The organism is Microcoleus sp. F4-D5, from assembly GCF_036704885.1.
In the GTDB taxonomy this organism is placed as follows: Bacteria; Cyanobacteriota; Cyanobacteriia; order Cyanobacteriales; family Microcoleaceae; genus Microcoleus.
The window spans coordinates 43,304-62,738 of the sequence record NZ_JAUBSX010000029.1 but is presented as its reverse complement, the minus strand read 5'-3'; the positions used below and the strand labels follow the sequence as shown (position 1 = coordinate 62,738).

The window sequence follows — 19,435 nt, the reverse complement described above, 5'->3', positions numbered from 1 at the left end:
CGCGGAATCGGCGGTTGAAACCGCGTCTTGTCAAACGAAGTCCGCCTTTGCCGACTGAAGAATAAAGCCCGTAGGGTGCGCAGCGCGCACCTTACGAAATCGTTATAAATCTTGAGAGCAAAAGCAATGGTACAGGAATTAATAGACCTGAGAAATTGTATTTTGGAAGGCAGGAATAAAGATGCTCTAGCAATTGTCGATGAATTAGAGAGCATTACCAAACAAGCAACTCTGCGGAATATAGGCTCTTTTTTACTGATTATACTCATCCACCTAATTAAAAACCAAGTTGAGCAGCGTTTAACAAATTCTTGGGCAGCTTCTATTGCTAATTAGGTCCGAGGTATTAAAAAGCTCAATCTCAAAGATAATACAACATCCTACTATATCAATTCCTCGGAGTGGGAGCCTTTTATAGAAGATGAACTAGAAGCCGCAATTCGTGAGGCTAGCAGGGAAGTCCTGGAAGGAAAATTAAGCTGCGGTCAACTCAATCAAAGAGCGGACAGAGAACAAATTATGGCGATCGCAACTGGGCTGCTATCTCTGACTACACTTATTCTAGAGGTGAATTCGAGGATGCGATCGATGAATATTTGTCGCAGTTGCCTGGGGGTGAAGATTTGAATCTAAAGAGTTAAAAATGGAAAAAGGCATTGCTGTGAAATACTGAGGGTAATAAACGATTAAACGATGTGTGCGATCGCACCCTATAGAAAACTATTCCTAAATCCGAGCGTGGCTGGGGCTGGTTTACTGGTTCTTTCGCGCTTTTTTACAAATTTTGGTGAACCCGCCCCAACATCGGCTGCAACTTTGTGCAATAAAAAACCTCAGACCTGCAAGCCTGAGGACCGGAGTTCCTGAAAATCGTCACTTCTTATTATTGTCGCCAACTAATACCAGAACCGACAAGAGGGGTGCAACCCACCACGGCAGCTTTTGCCAGACAAACAGAGAAATTTTGAGTTGTCAATTTTGAGTTAAAGAGTTTTTAACTGAACACTTCAATTGGTAAAACAATTCCTCTCCCCCTTGACCAGTCTGGGTTGATAATTATGCCTTAGGAGAGTGTCTGTCATCGAGCGCAATATAAGGAGCACCGTGAGTCCCCGTATATATTTGAGTCGGGCGGTAAATGCGGTTTGCCTCTAGCTGTTCCTTCCAGTGGGCCAGCCAACCGGCAACACGGGCGATCGCAAAAACCGGCGTAAACAAGTCGATGGGAATTCCCATTTTTCGGTAAACCAGACCAGAATAGAAATCTACATTTGCATAAATTCCTTTGTGACCCAAGTTCTCCTCAACCACTTCTTCCAACTTGATAGCAATGTCGTAATAATCATCGTGGCCGAAGCTCTCAAATAACTGTTCCGCTAACCCCTGAAGAATAGTTGCTCTCGGATCTTTCACCTTGTACACGCGGTGACCGAATCCCATAATTTTGTCCTTGTTGGCAACGCACTTCTCGACAAAAGGCCGCACGTTTTCTACCGAACCAATTTGCTGCAACATATCAATCACTTCTTCATTAGCTCCCCCGTGCAGGGGCCCCGCCAAAGTGCCAACTGCTGAAGCAATCACCCCGTAAGGGTCTGTCAGCGTCGAAGCTGTTACCATTGCCGAAAATGTAGAGGCATTAATTGTATGTTCGGCGTGGAGAGTCAGACAAGTATCAAAAATGGTAGCTAACAGCGGGTCGGGTTCTTGCTCGTTGAGCATATAAAGAAAGTTAGCCGAGTAGTTCAAGTCATCCCTCGGCCGCACCGGGTCATTTCCCCGTCGCATTTGCTGGAACGCCGCCACCATTGTCGGAATTTTCGCTAGCAGCCGCACTACAGCTTCTCGAATGTATCCCTGGTTGGGGAGAGCTCGGCGCGAGTAGAACAAGCCCAGGGCCGCCGCTGAAGCTTGCAGGGCGTCCATTGGATGTCCTCTTTCGGGAAAGCATTTCATCATGTCCCGGATGCGATATTTGATCCGGCGGTGATAGCGAATTTCATGCTCGAAAGCTTCTAGTTCTTCCTTTGTCGGAAGTACCCCCCAGATTAATAAATATGAAGTTTCGAGAAAAGAACTTTTCAGTGCCAGTTCCTCGATGCTAATCCCGCGATATTCCAGCAACCCTTTTTGTCCATCGACGTAGCTAATGCTGGACAAGGTGGCGGGAACACCTTCTAAACCTGGTTTGAATTCGCCGACGACCATTGCGATACCGTTTTGTGTGAGTTCAATCTACTAAAAGTACATTACCAGAAACCAAGATAGTGTCACAGTCTTGACAAATAATCATTTAATTGGGGTTCAGAAACCGGGTTTTTCAACAGAGATCCCGATCGCGCCCATGAGTATTTTCGCCCCTCCAACCCGGTTTCTGCGTCCTTTGAATGCGGGTTCAAGAAGCCTGGCCCGTCCTGTTAATGTCGCGGTTCGCTGTTTCTAGGGGAGCAAAAACTTGGGTGGAGTCAGCCAGAACATTTGGCTGCGGCCTACCGGGGCGCCTATTTCGGGGAGGATTAAGCCGATGATACCTGCTTTTTTGAGGATGAGGGCATCTTGCGATCGACCCCAAAGCAAAGTTTCTGCCCAGTTGCCCAAGTCTGGTTGGTGGCCCACCAGGGCCAAGTTGCTGCTGCCTGTTTCCTGCCACTGCTTGTACCAGTTCAGCCAGTTCCCGATGTCTCCTGAAGGTGCGAGGGCGCGGGATTCTTCTATTTTGGAACTCAAACCGACTGTTTGCAGGATTTGGGCGGTTTGCTGCGCCCGCAGTAGGGGACTGGTGAGAATCAGGTCAAACTGAATTTCGAGTTCGTACAGCCGCTGGGCGATTTTCCGGGTTTTGCTCGCACCCTCTTTAGTCAGCGGGCGTTCTGAGTCTGTATCGTATTCTTCGGGTGCGGCCGCGATACCGTGACGGATCAGATATAAATGCAATGTCCCTGTCCTTTTGATAGCTGCGCGATGGCTGCGCCCCGGCTTACGCCTGCGAACTTATGGGTGAAGTTGGGCGCGATCTACATCTTTTGCCTATTCTACAACTGTATTGAAATCTGCCGCCGTCATCTGGTTGGCGCTAGAGGCGTAGCGATCGCGCCCTTGTCGTTTCGCATCGTACAATGCTCGATCGGCGAGGGCTATCAGTTCATCCGGCGATTTGCCGCTGCGGGGAACCATGCTAGCAATTCCCATGCTAGCGGTCACGATCGCGCTCACATCAGATTGTTCGTGAGGGATTGCCAAATCTCGGATTGCCTGTCGCATCGACTCAGCAACTGCGATCGCCCCTGCAGCATCCGTATTCGGCAGGATAGCAGCAAATTCTTCGCCCCCGTAGCGCACAAACAAATCGGCGGAACGTTTAACTGCTGCTGCTGCGGCTTTGGCGACTTTCACCAAACAAGTATCCCCAGCAAGGTGTCCGTAGCAATCGTTATATCGCTTGAAATAATCTACATCCAACATAATCAACGAAAGCTGTTGTTTTGCCTGCATCAGTCGGTGCCATTCCGACTGCAATCGCTCATCAAAGCAGCGACGGTTTGCTACTTGTGTTAACCCATCTGTCGCTGCCATTAATCTGTCTCCCCGAGCCTGATTTCTGACTATCTCCTCTGCCTGCTTCCGTTCTGTAATATCAGCAAAAGTCGTCACTACTGCATACGGATGACACTCATTCCTCTGGAACAGCGGTTGCGAATTAATCGAAATCCAAGTCAGTGTTCCATCGGCCTTGTGAATGCCCATCACCACATTTGATAGCGGTTTTCCCGTCTGTAGGGTGATCGTTGCCGGATGCTGTTCGCCGGGGAAGGGAGAGCCATCTTCCCGAACAGTTCGCCAGTCTAAATCTACTGATGTACGCCCCATCATTTGTTGGGAGGTCAGCCCGATAATCCTTTCGGCACTGGCATTACAGGCAATAATTTCTCCGTCTGCTAGCTGAAGTACGACGCCTTCTGTCATGGTCGCAATCACAGAACGATACCGTTCCTCACTTTCCCCTAATTGACTCAGGAGAATGTTTTTGGCATCAAACTCTGAAGCCAGATGCACGCTACCAGCCAAAAACCCAGCCATCAGTTGTAAAGTCTGGATGTCTGATTCTGTAAAGCTAGAGGGTGTCGCTGAAATAACTTTTAAGACACCAACCCGTTCTTGTTGATAAAACAAGGGAACAACCACCATTGACCGGACACCAATGCGCTGACAGGCAGCCCGATCCACCCGTGCATCGGTTTCTGAATCGTGGCACAGCAGGATGGAGCCGGTCGTAATACATTTTCCCGATAAACTTGTCGCTATTTTGACCCGCAATCCAACATAGGCGCTGGCGATACCGCTGGCAGCCCGATACACCAATTCATCCCCTTCAACCATTTCAATCACCGATCCGTCGGCGCGGGTCAAATCTTGAGTGCTGTCTGCAATCACCGCCATGACTGCATCAAGATTGGGATTGCGGATGGCGATTTCCTGTTGGGTAGCAATCACTTTACTCAGACGCTCGAAATCTTGTTTTAATGATGTTTCTGCTTGCTTGCGATCGCTGATATCCTTCATAAAGCAGTGATGCCCGATGAACTGCTGTCGATCGTCGTAAATCGAGATCATCACCACTTGTTTGTAGAAGCTAGAGCCGTCTCTGCGAAGCCCTCTGGCTTCTACCTCTACTTTGCCGTCTAGCTGCATTTGTTGATAAGCCGCAATTAACTTTTCTAAATCATCGGGATGTACAGTTTTGTTCCAGAACATTCCGATCATTTCTTCTGGTTGATATCCAACTGTATTGGCGTAGGATTGATTGACAAATATATATCGTCCTTGAGTATCCAGTTGAGAGATACCAGAAACTGCATTTTCTAAGGCAATCATCAATTCTCTTCGGTCAAACTCCGCCTGTTTGCGCTCGCTAATATCGGTGTGAGAGCCTGACATCCGAATGACATTGCCTCCTTTATCCCAAAGGGCTTGACCGCGATCGAGAATCCACTTATAGCTGCCGTCTTTGCACAAAAGCCGATGCTCTGAGATGTAAAACGGTGTTTTCTTGGCAAAATGGTCAAAAATTAGTTGCGTTACCAAATCGAGGTCATCGGGGTGCAAGCGTTTTGACCATTCATCCAGATGGTTAGAAATTTCGTGTTCTTCAAATCCCAACATCTCTTTCCATCGACTGGAAAAAAAGACTTCGTTGGTTTTCACATTCCAGTCCCAAATGCCGTCGTTATTTCCTCGCAGTGCTAGTTGCCAGCGTTCTTCGCTCTCACGCTGTGCTTCAGTTTTTTCGATCGGCTTGCGAGCAGATAGACGCAGTTCCATCTCATCCATAACGATCGCGGCTAGATCTCGCAAGGTGGCTTTTTCTTCTGCTGAAAGGTGACGGGGGTGCTTATCAATTATGCAAAGGGTTCCTAAGTTATATCCATCATCGGTTTTGAGTGGTGCTGCTGCAAAGAATCTCAAACCAAATGCTCCCAACACTAGGGGATTTAGGATCGTCCGCGGATCTTCAAGAGCATTCTTAATTTCGTACACATCATCTTCCCAAATCGCGGAGGCACAGAGTCCGGGTTCCCGATCTATTTGCTGGATATCCAACCCGTAACGAGATTTGAACCAAATTCGATCGCGATCCACCAAGGTGACAAGGGCGATAGGCACTCGAAAAAAACGCGCCGCAATTGCCGTGATGCGATCGAAGGCTGCATCAGGTGGAGTATCCAAAATCTGGTAGCGCCGTAAACTTTCTAATCGCTCAGATTCATTTGCTGGATGGTCAATTGTAGAATATTGCTGTTCGCTCTCTGGCGGAGTGATGCCTGCTGGCTTTTTCTCTGCGATCTCCGTTTCTGTTGCTTGAAGTTCAAGGGTTTCGGGTTCTAGCTTTACTTCTGATTGGTGAAGTTGTTGATGCCGTTCCTCTGTCTCGACGATCGCGCTGCCGAGTTGGAGTGCCATTTGTTGCAATAATTGCACTTCGGGGGATTGCCATTTCCGAGGGCTTCTACAGTGATGGGCAATCAGCAATCCCCACAAATTATTCTGGCACAAGATTGGCACGACTAAATGTGCTCGAACCTGGAGGCGATCGAAAAATTCCACATAACAAGCTGGAACATCACCAGCGTGAATATCTGAAATGGCACTCGTTTCTCCTTGGCTGTAACGCTCTATCCAGGTTGCTTCAAACCAAGGGTCATCAATCACTTGTCCCTGGATTCGCGGCCGCAAGGGATCGACGGCTTCAGCTAATACTACACCATTTCCCTGTGGTAGGAAGCCATAAATAATTACGCGATCGGTTTGCAGCAACACCCTGGTTTCTGCAACCGCCAATTGCAAAAACATCTCCCAATTCGTGAAATCGTTGATTTGAAGTGCTATTTTGAAAAATTTTTCTATAAGTTTCTCTGACGAGCAAGAGAAAGCCTGTGGTGTAGACATCTCCATGTTCCTTTCCTTTTATCAACCCTTTTTATACCAGTCTAACCTGCTTGGGATCGGTACAGTAATTTATGGTTTGCAGCCACTGAATAGGAACATGACTTTGTGGCTTTTAGGTGTTTTTGCTGTATTTAAGATTTTCATATATAGCCTTTCTCAGTAACATGAGGTACCCGACTTGCATAGGGCATAGGACTCCGTGTGCATACGGCTCCGTGGGCATAGGGCATAGGGCTCCGCCGGCATACCTAACCACGCTTGAGAACCGCTATAGTCTTGAGCCGTTAGCTGAGCTGTTCTGACTCGGTAAGTAAGACTACTTAAAAAAACCAAATACCTCGATCCCCGACTTCTTTAAGCCTGCAGGGAGCTAACCTCACTGCGTTAAGAACGATATAAGTTCTGTGAAATATTCAATTTACTTGCCAAAAATTAGTCAATCTAATTATGATAAACCGGGTTGTTTGTCGGACTAATTAAATGCAGCAATTTTTGCTTGATATGAGCATCAAATACTTCCCATTTCAGTCTTACATAATCGCTATTCTCATTGCCGCCGGAAAGAAATCCTACCGGAATTTCAAAACCTCCGGCTTGACTTCTACCACCTCCAAAAAAGCGGCCTTGAGCATCTTGACCGAAAGCTTCTTTAATAAATTCGTCGGGGTCGAGAGTGAGTTTAGTCGTTCGCAGCGACCCAATTACTAATTCAATTTCTTCATCTTTGTCGTGAACAATTCCGTAAACAACGGCTGTATGTACGTTCTCCTCTGTTACTAAAAAGTCCGCAGCTTGGGGAATAGAATCCCGATCGTCATAGCGGAGGTAGCCGATGCCGGCGATCGAAAAATTGTTCTGAACGGTGCGGTGTTTGAGCGATCGCTCGATCGCGTCCATCACCCACTTAGAACGAGACGACTGCAACACCGCATTCAGCAACTGCGGGTCGTAAAACCGGCTCAAATAAGCCGCAGCCAAAAAATCCTCCTCCTGAGCTTGTCTGAGGGCGTTCGTATCCGATCGCAAACCGTGCATCAAAGCTGTAGCGCACTTGATGTGCAGGCTGACGCTGCCGTCGAGAGTTAGGAGTCCTGCCTGTAAATACTCGGCAAAAATCGTCGCTGTAGCGCGGATTTGGGGGCGCAAATCGGTAAATTCTGCCTTCATTTCCCCCTGCAAATTGTGGTGGTCGATGACGGCGGCGATCGGAACTCCGGCGGCTAAAATATACTCGGTTAAGTTACAAGTAGTCCCTTGGTTGTCGATGAAAGCGCAGCCCTGAAACACCGACAAATCCTTATTTTTTACTGTTTCCAGCGTCCACCGCTGCAACGGCAACCCTGTCAATTTAACTAAGGCAATATTTTCTTGATGGCTGAGGGTGCCGGCGTAGATAATCTCGCATTGGATATCGTACTGTTCGGCAATTAATTTGTAAGTCCAAGCGCTTGAAAGTGCGTCGGGGTCGGGAAAATCTTGCAGTAAGATTAACTGGCGAGTGCCTTTGTGGCGATCGAACATCTGGCGCAATTGTTCGACTTTGCGATCGTGCAATTCCTCGCGGAGACGGCCGCGATTCTCTTGGGAAGCAACTTCGGCTTTGCTGCGCCGTTTCCCGGGCGCACTCACTTCGGGTACAACCTCGCTGCTGGCATCAAGTTCACCTTCGCGGTTGCCGGATGTATCATCGGAATTGTTAGGGGAATCGTCTTTCATCGTTGAAAATTAACAATTTAACTATTTCAGGATTTGCGCGACATTCGATCTTAAACCCCGTTTCTTTGTAGATGCCTGGTTGTCAAAGCCAATACTTCTTACTAGAAACCGGATTTAAGAACGTAAATTCTCTCTTTAACTCTTTAACTTTTTAACTCGTGCACCCCGCGTGCATTGCGAAGAACTAAGCAAGCTTAGAACTCAAACCTTCCGCAAAAAACCCCCGCGCTTGCGCTGACAGGGGTTTTAAAGGCCTATTACATATTTTTGCCATTCTTTGTGCATACCGCTCTTAACGTGTTTAGTGACTTCAAAATAAAGACCGCTGTGAGGTTTCCTAGGCGGATAGCGCAGCGGCATTCCCGCTTCTTTCGGCGTGCGGCTGCCTTTATTGACATTGCAGCGCACGCAGGCGGTGACGAGGTTTTCCCAACTGTCGCCTCCTCCGCGCGATCGGGGAATCACATGATCGAGGGTTAAATCGTCCCCCGTATAACTACAGTATTGACAAGAGTGTGCGTCCCGGTGCAAGATGTTCCGGCGGGTCAGCGGAATATCTTTATAAGGAACTCGGACGTAATGCCGCAGTCGGATCACAGTTGGTAGCGGGAAGTTTGGCGCAATAAATTTCCCGTTGTGTTCTACCTGTTCTGCTTTTCCTTTCAGCAGCAAAACTACCGCCCTTCGCCAATTGGTGATGTTAAGGGGTTCGTAGGAGGCGTTCAGCACCAGAACATTGCCCATTGTTGATTATTAAAGAGAATATTTTTACCGATGTTAACACAGGTTCTACTTTAGGTGGGACAGTCTCAGGAAGAGCGAGGCTCAGCAAAAAACGGTGAAAAACCACACCTTTACCATATTCCTGCGGGCTTGCGCCCCCTGCGGCTGCACCTATTTTCTCCCGTCCGTCTTTTTCAGCGAGCTTTTTTCCCTGAGTCTTAGCCTAGATGAGGTCAGTATATGCGATCGCAAAAATTTGCAGAATTAATTTTATTTTTTTCCCTAAATGCCTAATCTTCCCGGCAACAAACAGTCTAACTTTTTAGACTATTAGTAACCTTAAATGAACAAGCTTATTACTGCTCATGAAATTTCGGCTCTTAAAGTCAGCTTTTAGCGCGTCAATTATTGCCCTTGCTGCTCCAATTTTAGGAAACAGTCGCGCCTTTGCCCAAACGCCTTCATTCTTCTGCGGTGCTGCGGGCGGCCGCCCAGCTACAATTGCCGTCCAACAAGGCAAAAATATTCCCGTTATTCTGTGGCTAGCTGATAACTATTTCAATGAATCCGGAGAAGACGCGATTACTCGGTGCACCCGAGTCTCGGGAATTCTCAACAACTCGCAACCGCAAGGTAACTGGGAGAATATTATCACATCAGGTGCATCTCCCAGCGGTCAACTAATAATTTGTGCAGCTAATTCTCAAGACGGTTCCTGTAGATTATTATATCAAGTACCCAAAGGGCAAAATCCCGAACAAGCCCGACAAGAACTCTTAAGAAAAGTCAAAAATCCTAATGTAAGTGTTTCGCCGGTTAAGGTAAATTGATAGTCATAAGTCATTAGCTACGGGTAGGGACACGGCATTGCCGTGTCGTACTTGCAGATTATTGAGAGGACACGGCGAAAGCCTTTGTCCCTACTTGCAGAGAGTTGAAACTCTTCTAAAATACTTCGGTTGAGTAGTGAAAAAATTGCAGCTTTGCTCCAGCAATTCTTCTAACCCTTCAACCTGCCTCAGCCAGACAGTACCGTTGCTTCCAGCTACAGCAATTTGCTTTCCATCTCGCCTCCAACTGACACTAACCACATTCTCCTCAAACTCAAATTGAGCAACCTGCCGCCCTGCTAAATTCCACAGCCGCACTGTCTTGTCAATTCCGACTGTAGCAAGCCGTTCTCCGTCGGGACTAAAACTAATTGATTTCGCATCTAAATGCAATGTTTGAAATTCATTAACTAATTCTTCCCCTGACAGATTCCACAGCCCGACTTTGCCATTCAATGTTACTGTAGCAAAGCGATGCTGGTGTTGAGCCGGACTGAAACTGATCCCAATTGCCTGAAGGGGAAGGGTTTTTTTCAGTTGTCCCGACAAATTCCAAATTCGCACTGTAGAGTTGCCATCTAACGTTGTTATAAAATTGCCACTCGGGCTAAAATTTACACTTCTCACTAAGCCGTTGTGACCGGGGAGTTTCACGCTAGATGATATTGATTTGGGCAGTTTTGACAATTTCCAAATTGCAGCATTGCTATCTATTCCTGCGGCCGCCAATAACTTTCCTTCGGGACTAAAACTGATGCTGGTAACTGAGCCTTGAATCTCTTTGAATGTAGAAATATTTTTTCCTGATAAATTCCATAGTTTAACTGTGCTGTTTCTTCCTGCCGTCGCCAAAACATTACCGTTGGGGCTAAATTGCACCATATTAACTGACTGCTGCAAAGCTTTCCATTCAATAACTTTTTGCCCAACTAAATTCCAAATCCGAACTCTATCGTCTATGCCTGCGGTCACTAAAACTTTTCTGTTTGGACTAAAATTGACGCTGGTAACTGCACCAGTATGAGCTTGCCAATTCATCTTTCTTTGTGAAAGCGATGAGTGGTTTATCGGCTGTTTTTCGCTAATTCGATCGAGAATTACTTGTAAGGCTAACAGCGGTATAGTTGCGGGATATTGTTCTAGGCGCGGTTGGTTTTTAACCAATTTTTTTAATTTTTCTCCAGAGGCGATCGCCCTCAGCAAAGCTTCTGATAAAGCTTCGGTGTTTTCTGTCTTTTGAGATACCGCCAACAATAAAGCATCGCTGCCATTTTGTTCGATTTCAATACTTGCTTGTGCTAGTTTAAACCGCTGGTAAGCGAGAGTTGAAAAGCCGATCGCCGCCAGTAACGATGCTGCCAGTACCGCAGAACCGATGCCGATCCACTGTTTGGCTTTTTGTTTGGCTGAGTCAGCTTCACTCAAAGCTTTTTTGGCATCGCACACAGCTTTTTTGGTCTCTAGTGTAGCTGAACGCAGCAGTTGATTTTGGTCGCTCAAAATAACTTTCTGGCTGGCAGTCAAAAATTGAAAATCTTCGTTTCTCAAACTTTTTCCGGCCGCCCAAACTAATGCTGACTGCAAATCATCCCCTCGCAACAGTTGGGAATTATCTTCACAGCTAGAATTTAACCAGAGTTTGATCGCTTCGGAGTAAGGCGAGACTTTTTCTAATTTTTGTTCTATTAAGTCTTTGTTAAATACAGCTTGATAAATAGGATTAGAAATTGTTAATTTTTCCCCGCGCTTGACGATTAATCCGCTTAATCGCAATTCCATTTGTTCGCCACTGCCATCGGGGACAATTTCAGCTTGTTCTAAAATTTGCTGATACAATCCGAGTCTCCTCACAATCCGCTGGTTTTCTTTGAAAAGCCGATCGCGAATTGTGGACAAATGTTCGGGCACATCTTGAGTTTCCCAATTCTCCACGATTTTCAAGCGCACTACTTTCTCCACCCACTCTTTAGAAGTGTTAATTTTATCTTTCTCCTCCCCTTGGCAAGGGGGGGCTGGCGGGGGTAAATTCGGGATTAATGTGGCATTTTCCAACAATAGTTTGCACAGCTTTTGAGTCAAAAAAGGCTGCCCGCCCGTCCAATACAAAACCTCTCTCAAAACTTGATTAGGGCTGTCTGTAAGCTCTGCCAACCCGGCTGCTAGCGGTTGAGCTTCTGTTTCGTCAAAACCAGTTAATTCGATCGCCTTGCCAATATTAAAAGGGGTATTGCTGCTGGCATTTTGCTCGCGGCACAAATCCGTCGGCGATGCTACGCCTAAAAGGGCCCAAGTTAGGCGATCGAACTCTGAATTGTTGGCGCGCTTGTTGTAGCACGATCGAATTAAGGCTAAAAAATCGTCTGCGGGAAAATCTAGGGCGAGAATGCTGTCGATTTCGTCAATAAAAATGACAATATTGCTGGAAATGTTGGGTAACAGTACGGTTTCGATGAATTCGCTCAATCTTTGAACCGGGGTTAAAAAATTGCGATCGCGCCACCAAGTCCGCACGTTGACAAGATCCGACAGGTTAAAGTTATTTTCGAGAATGCGTAGCAAACCAGCATACCACTGTTCGGGAGTGACGCCGCGGTTGCCAATTTCGGAAATGTCGATCGCAGCACAAGCAATTCCTTCATTTCTCAGACGCTGAATTGTCCGCACCTGCAAGCTAGATTTGCCCATTTGCCGGGAATTCAAAACATAGCAAAATTCTCCTGCTTTCAATCCGTTATAAAGGTCGTCGTCTGCTTGCCGCTTCACATAATTGGGAGCGTTATTTGTCAAACTCCCACCGACTTGATAGTAACTGGGTTTTGTGGTAAAATTCATAGGATAAAATAGTAAAACTCAAAAAATATCTTGGGGTCATTCGGCGGTTGAAACCGCTCCTTGTCACACCAAGTCCGCGCAACGCGAGACTGAAGAAATGAGGCGTATTAAAAATAACTTTTGTATGATACATTGTACCACAATACAACATGAAAACTGATTGGATTGGATATCACCGCGAAAAAGATAAGTTAAGAACCGAAATTTGGTCTTTGCTGAAGCAGAAAGGCGCATCTATTGGCGATCCGTTTGGCCATATTCCCAACTTTGTCGGTGCCCAGTTGGCGGCCCAAAGATTGGCAAGTTTACCAATATGGCAACAAGCAAAAACGATTAAGTGCAATCCCGATTCGGCGCAAATTCCGGTGCGGATGCAAGCTTTGCAAGATGGAAAACGCTTGTATATGGCAGTTCCGCGATTGACAGACGATTGCTGTTTTGTTGAGTTAACGCTTGAGGATTTGCAGAGGCAAAATATATCAATTGCCGAAAGTGCGTTAGCGAAGCCCTCGAAGAGGATCGCCCGCAAAGCTCTCGATTGCGGAAAATTGGTAAGTTTTGCAGAAATGGAGCCGATTGATTTAGTAATAGTCGGCTGCGTAGCCGCAGGGCCCAACGGTGGAAGAACCGGGAAAGGTGCAGGATTTGCCGATTTGGAATTGGCTATGCTCACAGAATTCGGGTTAGTAAAAATCGATACGCCAATTGTAACAACAGTGCATCCTTTGCAAATAGTCGAAGATTCGCGTTTACCAATGCAAGCTCACGATTGGGCGCTGAATTGGATTGTTACTGCCCGGGAGGTAATTGAAACTAATACAAGTTATCCGCGTCCAATTGGGTTAAACTGGGATAGTATACGGCCGGAACAGTTGGAACAAATTCCGATTTTGCGAAAGTTGAGAGAGCAAGTTTAGATTTAGTTCTTTCAGGCATTGCTGAATCGAGAGATTAATGGCTAAGCACGATCTGGAACAGGCAGATTTTCTAGAGGAGGTCTATTTAGGATGAAAAAAGTCTTATTAGGATTGAAGTCAGAGACTTACGAACATCCTTTCGATCGCAAAGCTTTAGCGTCTCTAGAAAAGATGCCTGGAGTTTCTTTATTGCTGAAAAAAGTGAATGAGTACGGTATCGATCGCCTACTCCGTTTGCAATGTTTGGGCAGTGATTTTCGCGTGACTCCCAACAATTTTCCGGGGTTGTCTGAGGCGTTGGAAGAAACTTGTGAAATTCTCGATTTATATCCCTGTCCAGATTTATATTTGTTTCGCGGTTGGGGGCATATTATTACCGTTACGATTGGTATTGAAAGTCCAATTGTAACGGTGAATTTAGAAGCCTACGAATGGCTTTCTAGCCAGGAACTGATTTATGTATTGGGGCATGAAGTCGCCCACATTAAGAGTCAGCATTTGCTGTATCATCAAATAGCGATGGTGATGCCGCTTTTAAAGAATTGGGTGAATGCAGCGACATTAGGATTTGGCGGTTTGGCGGCTAATGGGGTAGAACTGGCGTTCTGGAATTGGTTAATGATGGCAAGGTTTACAGCGGATCGGGCGGGGTTGCTGGCTTGTCAGGATGTGGATGTAGCGATTACCGCGTTGATGAAACTTGGCGGTTTACCCAGTTGCTATGTAACACCGGAAGCGATCGCTGATTTCCTCGTTCAAGTGCGCGAATTTAGCGACAACAGTGTAGAGTCTCAAGATACACTTACTAAGTTACTCAGTTTCAACGATTCCAGAGAATCTTGGGTCGTGATGCGCGCTGCGGAACTCCTAAAATGGGTCGATTCAGGAGACTATAAAACCTTACTCGAACAACCCAATCAACCGCCACCATTATTATACCCAGACGATACAGAAGATTGGAATTTTCTAAAGTCTTGGTAAATTCCTCATGCTATAGCAAAGTGCTGAGTAATGCACAGATGAAGGCGTTGCTAATTCCTGGGATGAAAATAGGACTAGATGCTTGGAACTTCGTTCCACATCATCTCGATTTTCAGCAATGCCTTCTTTCAATTTATCACTCCCAATTATTTTGACTAATTCAACTGGCTGGCTTCATCCCTAACCAAATTTGTTGTCCCGTTTCCTTATTATTCATCTCTCTCTTCTCTTCCTCTGCGCCCTCTGCGGCCTCTGCGGTTCAATCATTCAAAAACAACCGTAAACGATATTACTCATTTTATCTCAAGGTAAAAGAGAATTCACAGCGATCGCCCCCATTTCTCTCCCTTCAATAATAATCGGTATAACAGCCGATCGCCCAAAATCTAATCTTTGACTGTAATCTGACTTCTCAGCTTCAACAAGAGGTTGAGAGTACACCTCAACCAGTCCTTCCACAAGATTCACAATCCAATAAATCGCAATTCCAGCGCGGGCATAAATCCGTTTTTTGACAGTGCGATCGCGCTGAAGCGTTGTATCGGATACTTCAATAATAAGCGCAATATCTTCAGCACCAGGATGGCGATCGAGATATTGTCGCGTATCCCCTCGAACAACCACTAGATCGGGTTCTGGTTCGCTGTTAGATAGCGTTATCGGTTCTTGGGAATCAACATACCACCCCGGAGGTAAAATATTCTCTAAAGCTGTTCTTACAAGACGAGTTGTTGCTCGATGCGGTGGATTTTTGGGCATTTTGAAAACCAGCCAACCTTCCAGCAATTCTACAGAGTCATCATCCGTGAGAATGCCAGCTTGAATTATCGCATGATACTGCTCTATGCTCAAGCGCAAAATCAGATCGTTCGGAATTGCTGCGACACTTTCAACAGGCAACATAACAGTATGCGGGAGTTAATTTAGTTATGATTTTACCTAATTTTAACATATATCTACTTTGTGGTGAATACGCGCCATGCAATGAAAGCAGTAAAACCTAGATAACCAAACACGGTTATCCAATCTAGCCAATTATCGGAAGTTATCAAAAAAATATCGTTCATGGGTATCATTCACCTGATTATTACTTACAAAAATTATACCAAATCCAGGTTACTTATCCCCATCTCTCTCTTCTCTTCCTCTGCGTACTCTGCGTCCTCTGCGGTTAAAAAATAATTCCGATGCAACCGGAATAGACATGACTGGCTTTTTGGGAAACTTATATTAAGTTTTTTTCAGAGTTGCCGTATGCTTCGTCAAGAAATCTAACAGTGCTTCCGCCTCCGGGGATGGCTGTAAACTGGCGTAAGAATAGCGATACAAACCTCTGCAAATCAGAGATAACCTGGTTGGGAAATCAAGCACTGATGGGATATCGACAATTACATCATCAACTGGTGGAATATCCCCTCGCTGACAATATACGGCATAGCTAATTCGAGGCGATTTAGCCCGACTGCTGCTGCGGCTTCCCCAGTGAAAAACGTATTGATCCCAGCACGATAGAGTACCAGCTTGTGTAGGTAAAGCCCGGATATCTTCCAAGGCAAATTTAGTAGCTTTCGTCTTGAGATTTTTGATAGCTTCAGCATACTCTGGATCGCGGTTTGCCGGAATCATGTACATACATGAATTGAGGGGATTAGCCTCAGTAATTGTCACCCAGAGAGTAAGCACTGTCGGCATACCGTTGGAGTCTATAGTATTTTCGTACTCGGCGTCGCGGTGAGGCTCAAATCCTTTGCCGCTGTCAGAAGTTTCTATGTAATAAACCCAAAAATTTGGAACTAGCTTGTAGCCGTTTCCCAAAATTCCTGTCAAGGTTGAGTTAAAGCAACCAAATACTTGATAGAAGACATCGTAGACGAGGGCAAACATTGTCGGAAACCCTGCTTTTCGGACATTTTCTATACAGTCGCGCATCTGGTGAATAGTAGCAGCAGGTATGACGCTAGGTGTTTGGAAATAGCCTTCTTCTCGCAGTTGCAGCCTGTACTCGTCAATTTCTGCTTTTTGGATTCCCGAAAATTCTGAAAAGCCTTCAAATGGTCGATCGGAAATAGTTGAATTGGGGTTGATCTTGCGCCAGTAGTTAATATCTTCTGCTTGTGGCAGAAGTGGAATTAATTTATCTAAGTCAAGAGACTTTCTCAGAGTCACGGTTTCTTCAGTCATGGCCCCTATTTTACGTTGATACTGCACAGGGGACAGCCCGATCGCTCTTTTGCAATATTTGTGCTGCTGTTTCTCCCTACGGCTGATTTTACGTCGTTAACGAGCTAAAATCTACAATTAATTAACTCCCCAATTAGTTTTAAAATATTGTCGGTACAGTTCGCACCTCGGCACGCACTCGTTCCCCTGCAACTTCACCAACCCCAAACTGTCTAATTTAAACGCCTGCATCGCCTTTAACGGCACCGGAGAATCCGCCGCGGCAATCTCTCTCATCCCCTGCGCCAACTCTGGATATTCTTCCAAATTCCACAACTGCCGGCGCAAATGGTCGCTGTAAATTCCCGCATCTGCGATCGCAGTTTCTTTTAATTCATCGAGTGTCAAACCCGATCGCGAAATGTGATATAATGCAACTCGAACTAAATACGGATGTCCGCCGACAATTGCCATCAATTCCTCAACTTCTGCATCCGACCAGTTCAAGTTGTGCCTCGCTGCTAACTCTTGTACTTGCTGATGGTTGAATTCTGGCAAATCTACTGGCAGTCCGACGTTGAAAGGCGATTGATTGATGTTCATCGGGATGTAAACTTCGGTGGAGTGAACGACAATTAATCGCAGTTTTTTCCAGATGTCGCGCCGCTTCGATTCTTCGTGCCACGCCCGCAGCAGTCCTAAGAAGTCTTCGGCAATGTCGGGATATTGAAAAACGCGATCGATCTCGTCTAATCCTAAAATTAAAGGACTGTCGATTTGCGGTAAAATGTATTTTTCAAAGTAATCTTTGCAGTTGACTTTGCTGCCAAAAATCTCGTCCCAATAATCTTCTAATTGATTGGGTAAGTGCAACTCGCGACCCACGTAAGCGCAAAACCACTTTAAGAATTTATCTAAGTTGGCAAATACGCCTTTATCCACTAACTGAAAAGTTAGCGGGACGGTGCAATAGCCTTGACGGGCTCCGTGATGCAAAATTCTTGCCATCAACGAAGTTTTGCCCATTTGTCGCGGTGCTTTGATTCTAATTAAGGCGCTGGGCTGCACAATAGTTTGATAGCAGCGTTCTTCGATGGGCGGGCGTTCTACATAAAATTGAGAAGCGACATCTACTTGTCCTCCCGGTAATTCGGGTTCGGCGGCGGGTAGAGGTATTTCGTCACTGCTAATTTCTAATAGCTGTTTTTGTGTTATATTTTCCGTTTCTTCGGTAACTGGTGCGGGTTCTTCTGCTAGTAAATTCAGAACTTCTTCGATAATAATTGGAGTGTCTGCTGTAGTTTTCCATTCCCTCTGTTCGATCCGGTACAGATAGCCGCGCAAATCGTGATTTAGAGGCGCGTTCAGGGGAAAACCGACGCGGATCGGGAGAATTATTGGTTTTCTGTCTGGGCGGGAGTCTTGCAGTTCTTTTGCTTGCTGAACTTGATATGTTAGTAGTTCGCTTTGGTTTTCCGTTGGCGGCAACAGTAGCAGCAAATAATCGCATTCTTGGATGAATAAATTAATGCGATCGAACCAATTATCTCCCAATCTAATGTTATTTTCGGCTGTGAAAACTGTATGACCGATCGCGCTTAAGGCCGTTTCCAACTGTTTTCCTAACTCGCGATCTGGTTCGGCGCTGCGATAACTGACAAATACTTTGACAATTCTGCTGCTGGCTGTTTCCCCCGCCTGCAAATTGTCCAGCTCGTCTAAATTTTCCGGTTCCTCAAGTTTAGCCGATCGGTGGTCGCCATTCGCCAGAGTCATTTCAAAAGCCGCAAACAACTGCCGAATTTTACTCAAATCCGCACCTTCTCTACCCTGCTTAATTTTGCTGACTGTATCGGCACCGACGCCAGACTCGGCCTCGATTTCAGTGAGAGTACCTCTAATGTTATTTCGGTCAGACCATTCTTGGAGCGCCTCGTTAAGTTTCTTTAAGCCAGAGGCAGTGAGAATGCGACCGCGATCGCGTTTTGACTTGAGCACTTCGCTTGCAGTGAAAGGGGAACGAATTTAGAAAGTTTAACGCCTTAAGTTCCTATTTTAGGCGATTTTAAGGAAGATAATCAGCCAGCCGGAATTTAAGGAATTTTACTTGGGGAGGTTTTTTGGGCGATCGACTCCTCAAACTCTGTCCTGATAACGGATTCAACAGTTGAATATATTTTAGTATAAAAAGTTTTTCTTAACTCCCCAATCTCCGCCCCTAATGACCACTGAAATTTTTAGAGTAGATACACCAAGCAAAAAAGGAGCAGCCAAATGAGCAAAATCTTACACAGACTGGCAATGGCCGCTTTCGGAACTGCCGCCATTTTTACAATTAATACACTTAATAATTTAACAGAAGCATCAGCCGCTGGTAAATTTGACGAACCAGAAATTTATCAAAACACAGTTTTTCCACTAGGCGTACCGGGTCAGTTCCATAAATAGGGAAATTCATTGACTGAGTGATTTAATTTAATTAAGGAGAAATTATGAAGTCTACACTTTGCTCGCCACAACCTACAGCTACAAAATCTGCTGACTCGGTTGATGCTGACGCTATCGATGCATGCACTGCACTTGCGTGGGTTGAATTGGTAGCATTAGATGCCAGCGCTCTCACGGGGGATGATTGGCTGGCTTTGTGCGATGATATAGATAGCGGGGAAATCTACCGCTGCTGGTTTTTGTGGCGCGATCGCGAAGTTAGCGGTAATTGGGAAGCTTACGATCCTTTGAGCGATCGCCGATTGGTTGCTAAAGGAAAAGTGTTTCTCAAAGCCGCGATCGACTCGCTCGAAGATGCTAGAAATCAGGAGATAGCATAACTTG

The 19,435-nt window shown here is 45.9% G+C and carries 15 protein-coding genes; 6 read left to right on the top strand and 9 right to left on the bottom strand.

Going from position 1 to position 19,435, the window contains the following annotated elements:
* Window positions 1–126: 126 nt before the first annotated feature.
* Window positions 127–336 (top strand): hypothetical protein, encoded by a 210-nt coding sequence (locus QUA80_RS33820; RefSeq protein WP_445302240.1) that lies wholly within the window; start codon window positions 127–129, stop codon window positions 334–336.
* A 720-nt stretch (window positions 337–1,056) separates the two neighbouring features.
* Here the strand turns inward: QUA80_RS33820 and QUA80_RS15545 are convergent.
* The 5 genes from QUA80_RS15545 to QUA80_RS15525 all read right to left on the bottom strand — a co-directional run bounded on the left by QUA80_RS15545 (window position 1,057) and on the right by QUA80_RS15525 (window position 8,904).
* On the bottom strand, window positions 1,057–2,208 hold the full coding sequence (locus tag QUA80_RS15545; protein WP_333425901.1) for a citrate synthase: 1,152 nt from the start codon (window positions 2,206–2,208) through the stop codon (window positions 1,057–1,059).
* Between the two features lie 231 nt (window positions 2,209–2,439).
* Window positions 2,440–2,934, bottom strand: a complete 495-nt coding sequence (gene sixA / locus QUA80_RS15540; RefSeq protein WP_333425899.1) for a phosphohistidine phosphatase SixA — start codon at window positions 2,932–2,934, stop codon at window positions 2,440–2,442.
* A 93-nt stretch (window positions 2,935–3,027) separates the two neighbouring features.
* On the bottom strand, window positions 3,028–6,444 hold the full coding sequence (locus tag QUA80_RS15535) for a diguanylate cyclase domain-containing protein (protein WP_333425897.1): 3,417 nt from the start codon (window positions 6,442–6,444) through the stop codon (window positions 3,028–3,030).
* 441 nt (window positions 6,445–6,885) lie between these two features.
* Complete coding sequence (locus QUA80_RS15530) at window positions 6,886–8,160, bottom strand: bifunctional oligoribonuclease/PAP phosphatase NrnA (RefSeq protein ID WP_333425895.1); 1,275 nt, start codon at window positions 8,158–8,160, stop codon at window positions 6,886–6,888.
* 246 nt (window positions 8,161–8,406) lie between these two features.
* The gene (locus QUA80_RS15525) at window positions 8,407–8,904 is read right to left on the bottom strand and encodes an HNH endonuclease (RefSeq protein WP_190659271.1); all 498 of its coding nucleotides are present in this window, start codon (window positions 8,902–8,904) and stop codon (window positions 8,407–8,409) included.
* Between the two features lie 344 nt (window positions 8,905–9,248).
* Between QUA80_RS15525 and QUA80_RS15520 the strand changes: the two genes are divergently transcribed.
* Window positions 9,249–9,713 (top strand): COP23 domain-containing protein, encoded by a 465-nt coding sequence (locus QUA80_RS15520; RefSeq protein WP_333425893.1) that lies wholly within the window; start codon window positions 9,249–9,251, stop codon window positions 9,711–9,713.
* Window positions 9,714–9,803: 90 nt separating this feature from the next.
* Here QUA80_RS15520 and QUA80_RS15515 read toward each other — a convergent pair whose 3' ends face one another.
* Entirely contained in the window at window positions 9,804–12,545 is a 2,742-nt protein-coding gene (locus tag QUA80_RS15515) for an AAA-like domain-containing protein (RefSeq protein WP_333425891.1), read from the bottom strand.
* Between the two features lie 149 nt (window positions 12,546–12,694).
* On the opposite strand from QUA80_RS15515, the gene QUA80_RS15510 reads away from it, so the two are divergent.
* Window positions 12,695–13,462, top strand: coding sequence for a 5-formyltetrahydrofolate cyclo-ligase (locus QUA80_RS15510; protein WP_333425889.1), 768 nt, complete (start codon window positions 12,695–12,697; stop codon window positions 13,460–13,462).
* 90 nt (window positions 13,463–13,552) lie between these two features.
* Window positions 13,553–14,443: a M48 family metallopeptidase gene (locus QUA80_RS15505; protein ID WP_333425887.1), complete on the top strand. Its 891-nt coding sequence runs from the start codon at window positions 13,553–13,555 to the stop codon at window positions 14,441–14,443.
* A gap of 303 nt (window positions 14,444–14,746) precedes the next feature.
* On the opposite strand, the gene QUA80_RS15500 is transcribed toward QUA80_RS15505, so the two are convergent.
* From QUA80_RS15500 to QUA80_RS15490, 3 genes are all read right to left on the bottom strand, one after another.
* On the bottom strand, window positions 14,747–15,346 hold the full coding sequence (locus QUA80_RS15500; RefSeq protein WP_333425885.1) for a Uma2 family endonuclease: 600 nt from the start codon (window positions 15,344–15,346) through the stop codon (window positions 14,747–14,749).
* A gap of 327 nt (window positions 15,347–15,673) precedes the next feature.
* On the bottom strand, window positions 15,674–16,624 hold the full coding sequence (locus QUA80_RS15495) for a phytanoyl-CoA dioxygenase family protein (protein ID WP_333425884.1): 951 nt from the start codon (window positions 16,622–16,624) through the stop codon (window positions 15,674–15,676).
* Window positions 16,625–16,741: 117 nt separating this feature from the next.
* Window positions 16,742–18,601 carry an AAA-like domain-containing protein gene (locus QUA80_RS15490; protein WP_333425882.1) on the bottom strand — a complete coding sequence of 620 codons (1,860 nt, stop codon included), beginning with the start codon at window positions 18,599–18,601 and terminating at the stop codon, window positions 16,742–16,744.
* Window positions 18,602–18,877: 276 nt separating this feature from the next.
* Between QUA80_RS15490 and QUA80_RS15485 the strand changes: the two genes are divergently transcribed.
* Together QUA80_RS15485 and QUA80_RS15480 are read left to right on the top strand one after the other, a co-directional pair.
* On the top strand, window positions 18,878–19,051 hold the full coding sequence (locus tag QUA80_RS15485; protein ID WP_333425880.1) for a hypothetical protein: 174 nt from the start codon (window positions 18,878–18,880) through the stop codon (window positions 19,049–19,051).
* 44 nt (window positions 19,052–19,095) lie between these two features.
* Window positions 19,096–19,431: a hypothetical protein gene (locus tag QUA80_RS15480; protein WP_333425878.1), complete on the top strand. Its 336-nt coding sequence runs from the start codon at window positions 19,096–19,098 to the stop codon at window positions 19,429–19,431.
* The last annotated feature ends 4 nt before the right edge of the window (window positions 19,432–19,435 follow it).

What these genes read in the sequence shown, in the direction of transcription:
- QUA80_RS15480 (WP_333425878.1), top strand. Translation starts at nt 19,096, where the DNA reads ATGAAGTCTACACTTTGCTCGCCACAACCTACAGCTACAAAATCTGCT.
- QUA80_RS15485 (WP_333425880.1), top strand. Translation starts at nt 18,878, where the DNA reads ATGAGCAAAATCTTACACAGACTGGCAATGGCCGCTTTCGGAACTGCC.
- QUA80_RS15545 (WP_333425901.1), bottom strand. Translation starts at nt 2,208, where the DNA reads ATGGTCGTCGGCGAATTCAAACCAGGTTTAGAAGGTGTTCCCGCCACC.
- QUA80_RS15530 (WP_333425895.1), bottom strand. Translation starts at nt 8,160, where the DNA reads ATGAAAGACGATTCCCCTAACAATTCCGATGATACATCCGGCAACCGC.
- QUA80_RS33820 (WP_445302240.1), top strand. Translation starts at nt 127, where the DNA reads ATGGTACAGGAATTAATAGACCTGAGAAATTGTATTTTGGAAGGCAGG.
- QUA80_RS15515 (WP_333425891.1), bottom strand. Translation starts at nt 12,545, where the DNA reads ATGAATTTTACCACAAAACCCAGTTACTATCAAGTCGGTGGGAGTTTG.
- QUA80_RS15510 (WP_333425889.1), top strand. Translation starts at nt 12,695, where the DNA reads ATGAAAACTGATTGGATTGGATATCACCGCGAAAAAGATAAGTTAAGA.
- QUA80_RS15495 (WP_333425884.1), bottom strand. Translation starts at nt 16,624, where the DNA reads ATGACTGAAGAAACCGTGACTCTGAGAAAGTCTCTTGACTTAGATAAA.
- QUA80_RS15500 (WP_333425885.1), bottom strand. Translation starts at nt 15,346, where the DNA reads ATGTTGCCTGTTGAAAGTGTCGCAGCAATTCCGAACGATCTGATTTTG.
- QUA80_RS15535 (WP_333425897.1), bottom strand. Translation starts at nt 6,444, where the DNA reads ATGTCTACACCACAGGCTTTCTCTTGCTCGTCAGAGAAACTTATAGAA.
- QUA80_RS15525 (WP_190659271.1), bottom strand. Translation starts at nt 8,904, where the DNA reads ATGGGCAATGTTCTGGTGCTGAACGCCTCCTACGAACCCCTTAACATC.
- QUA80_RS15520 (WP_333425893.1), top strand. Translation starts at nt 9,249, where the DNA reads ATGAAATTTCGGCTCTTAAAGTCAGCTTTTAGCGCGTCAATTATTGCC.
- QUA80_RS15505 (WP_333425887.1), top strand. Translation starts at nt 13,553, where the DNA reads ATGAAAAAAGTCTTATTAGGATTGAAGTCAGAGACTTACGAACATCCT.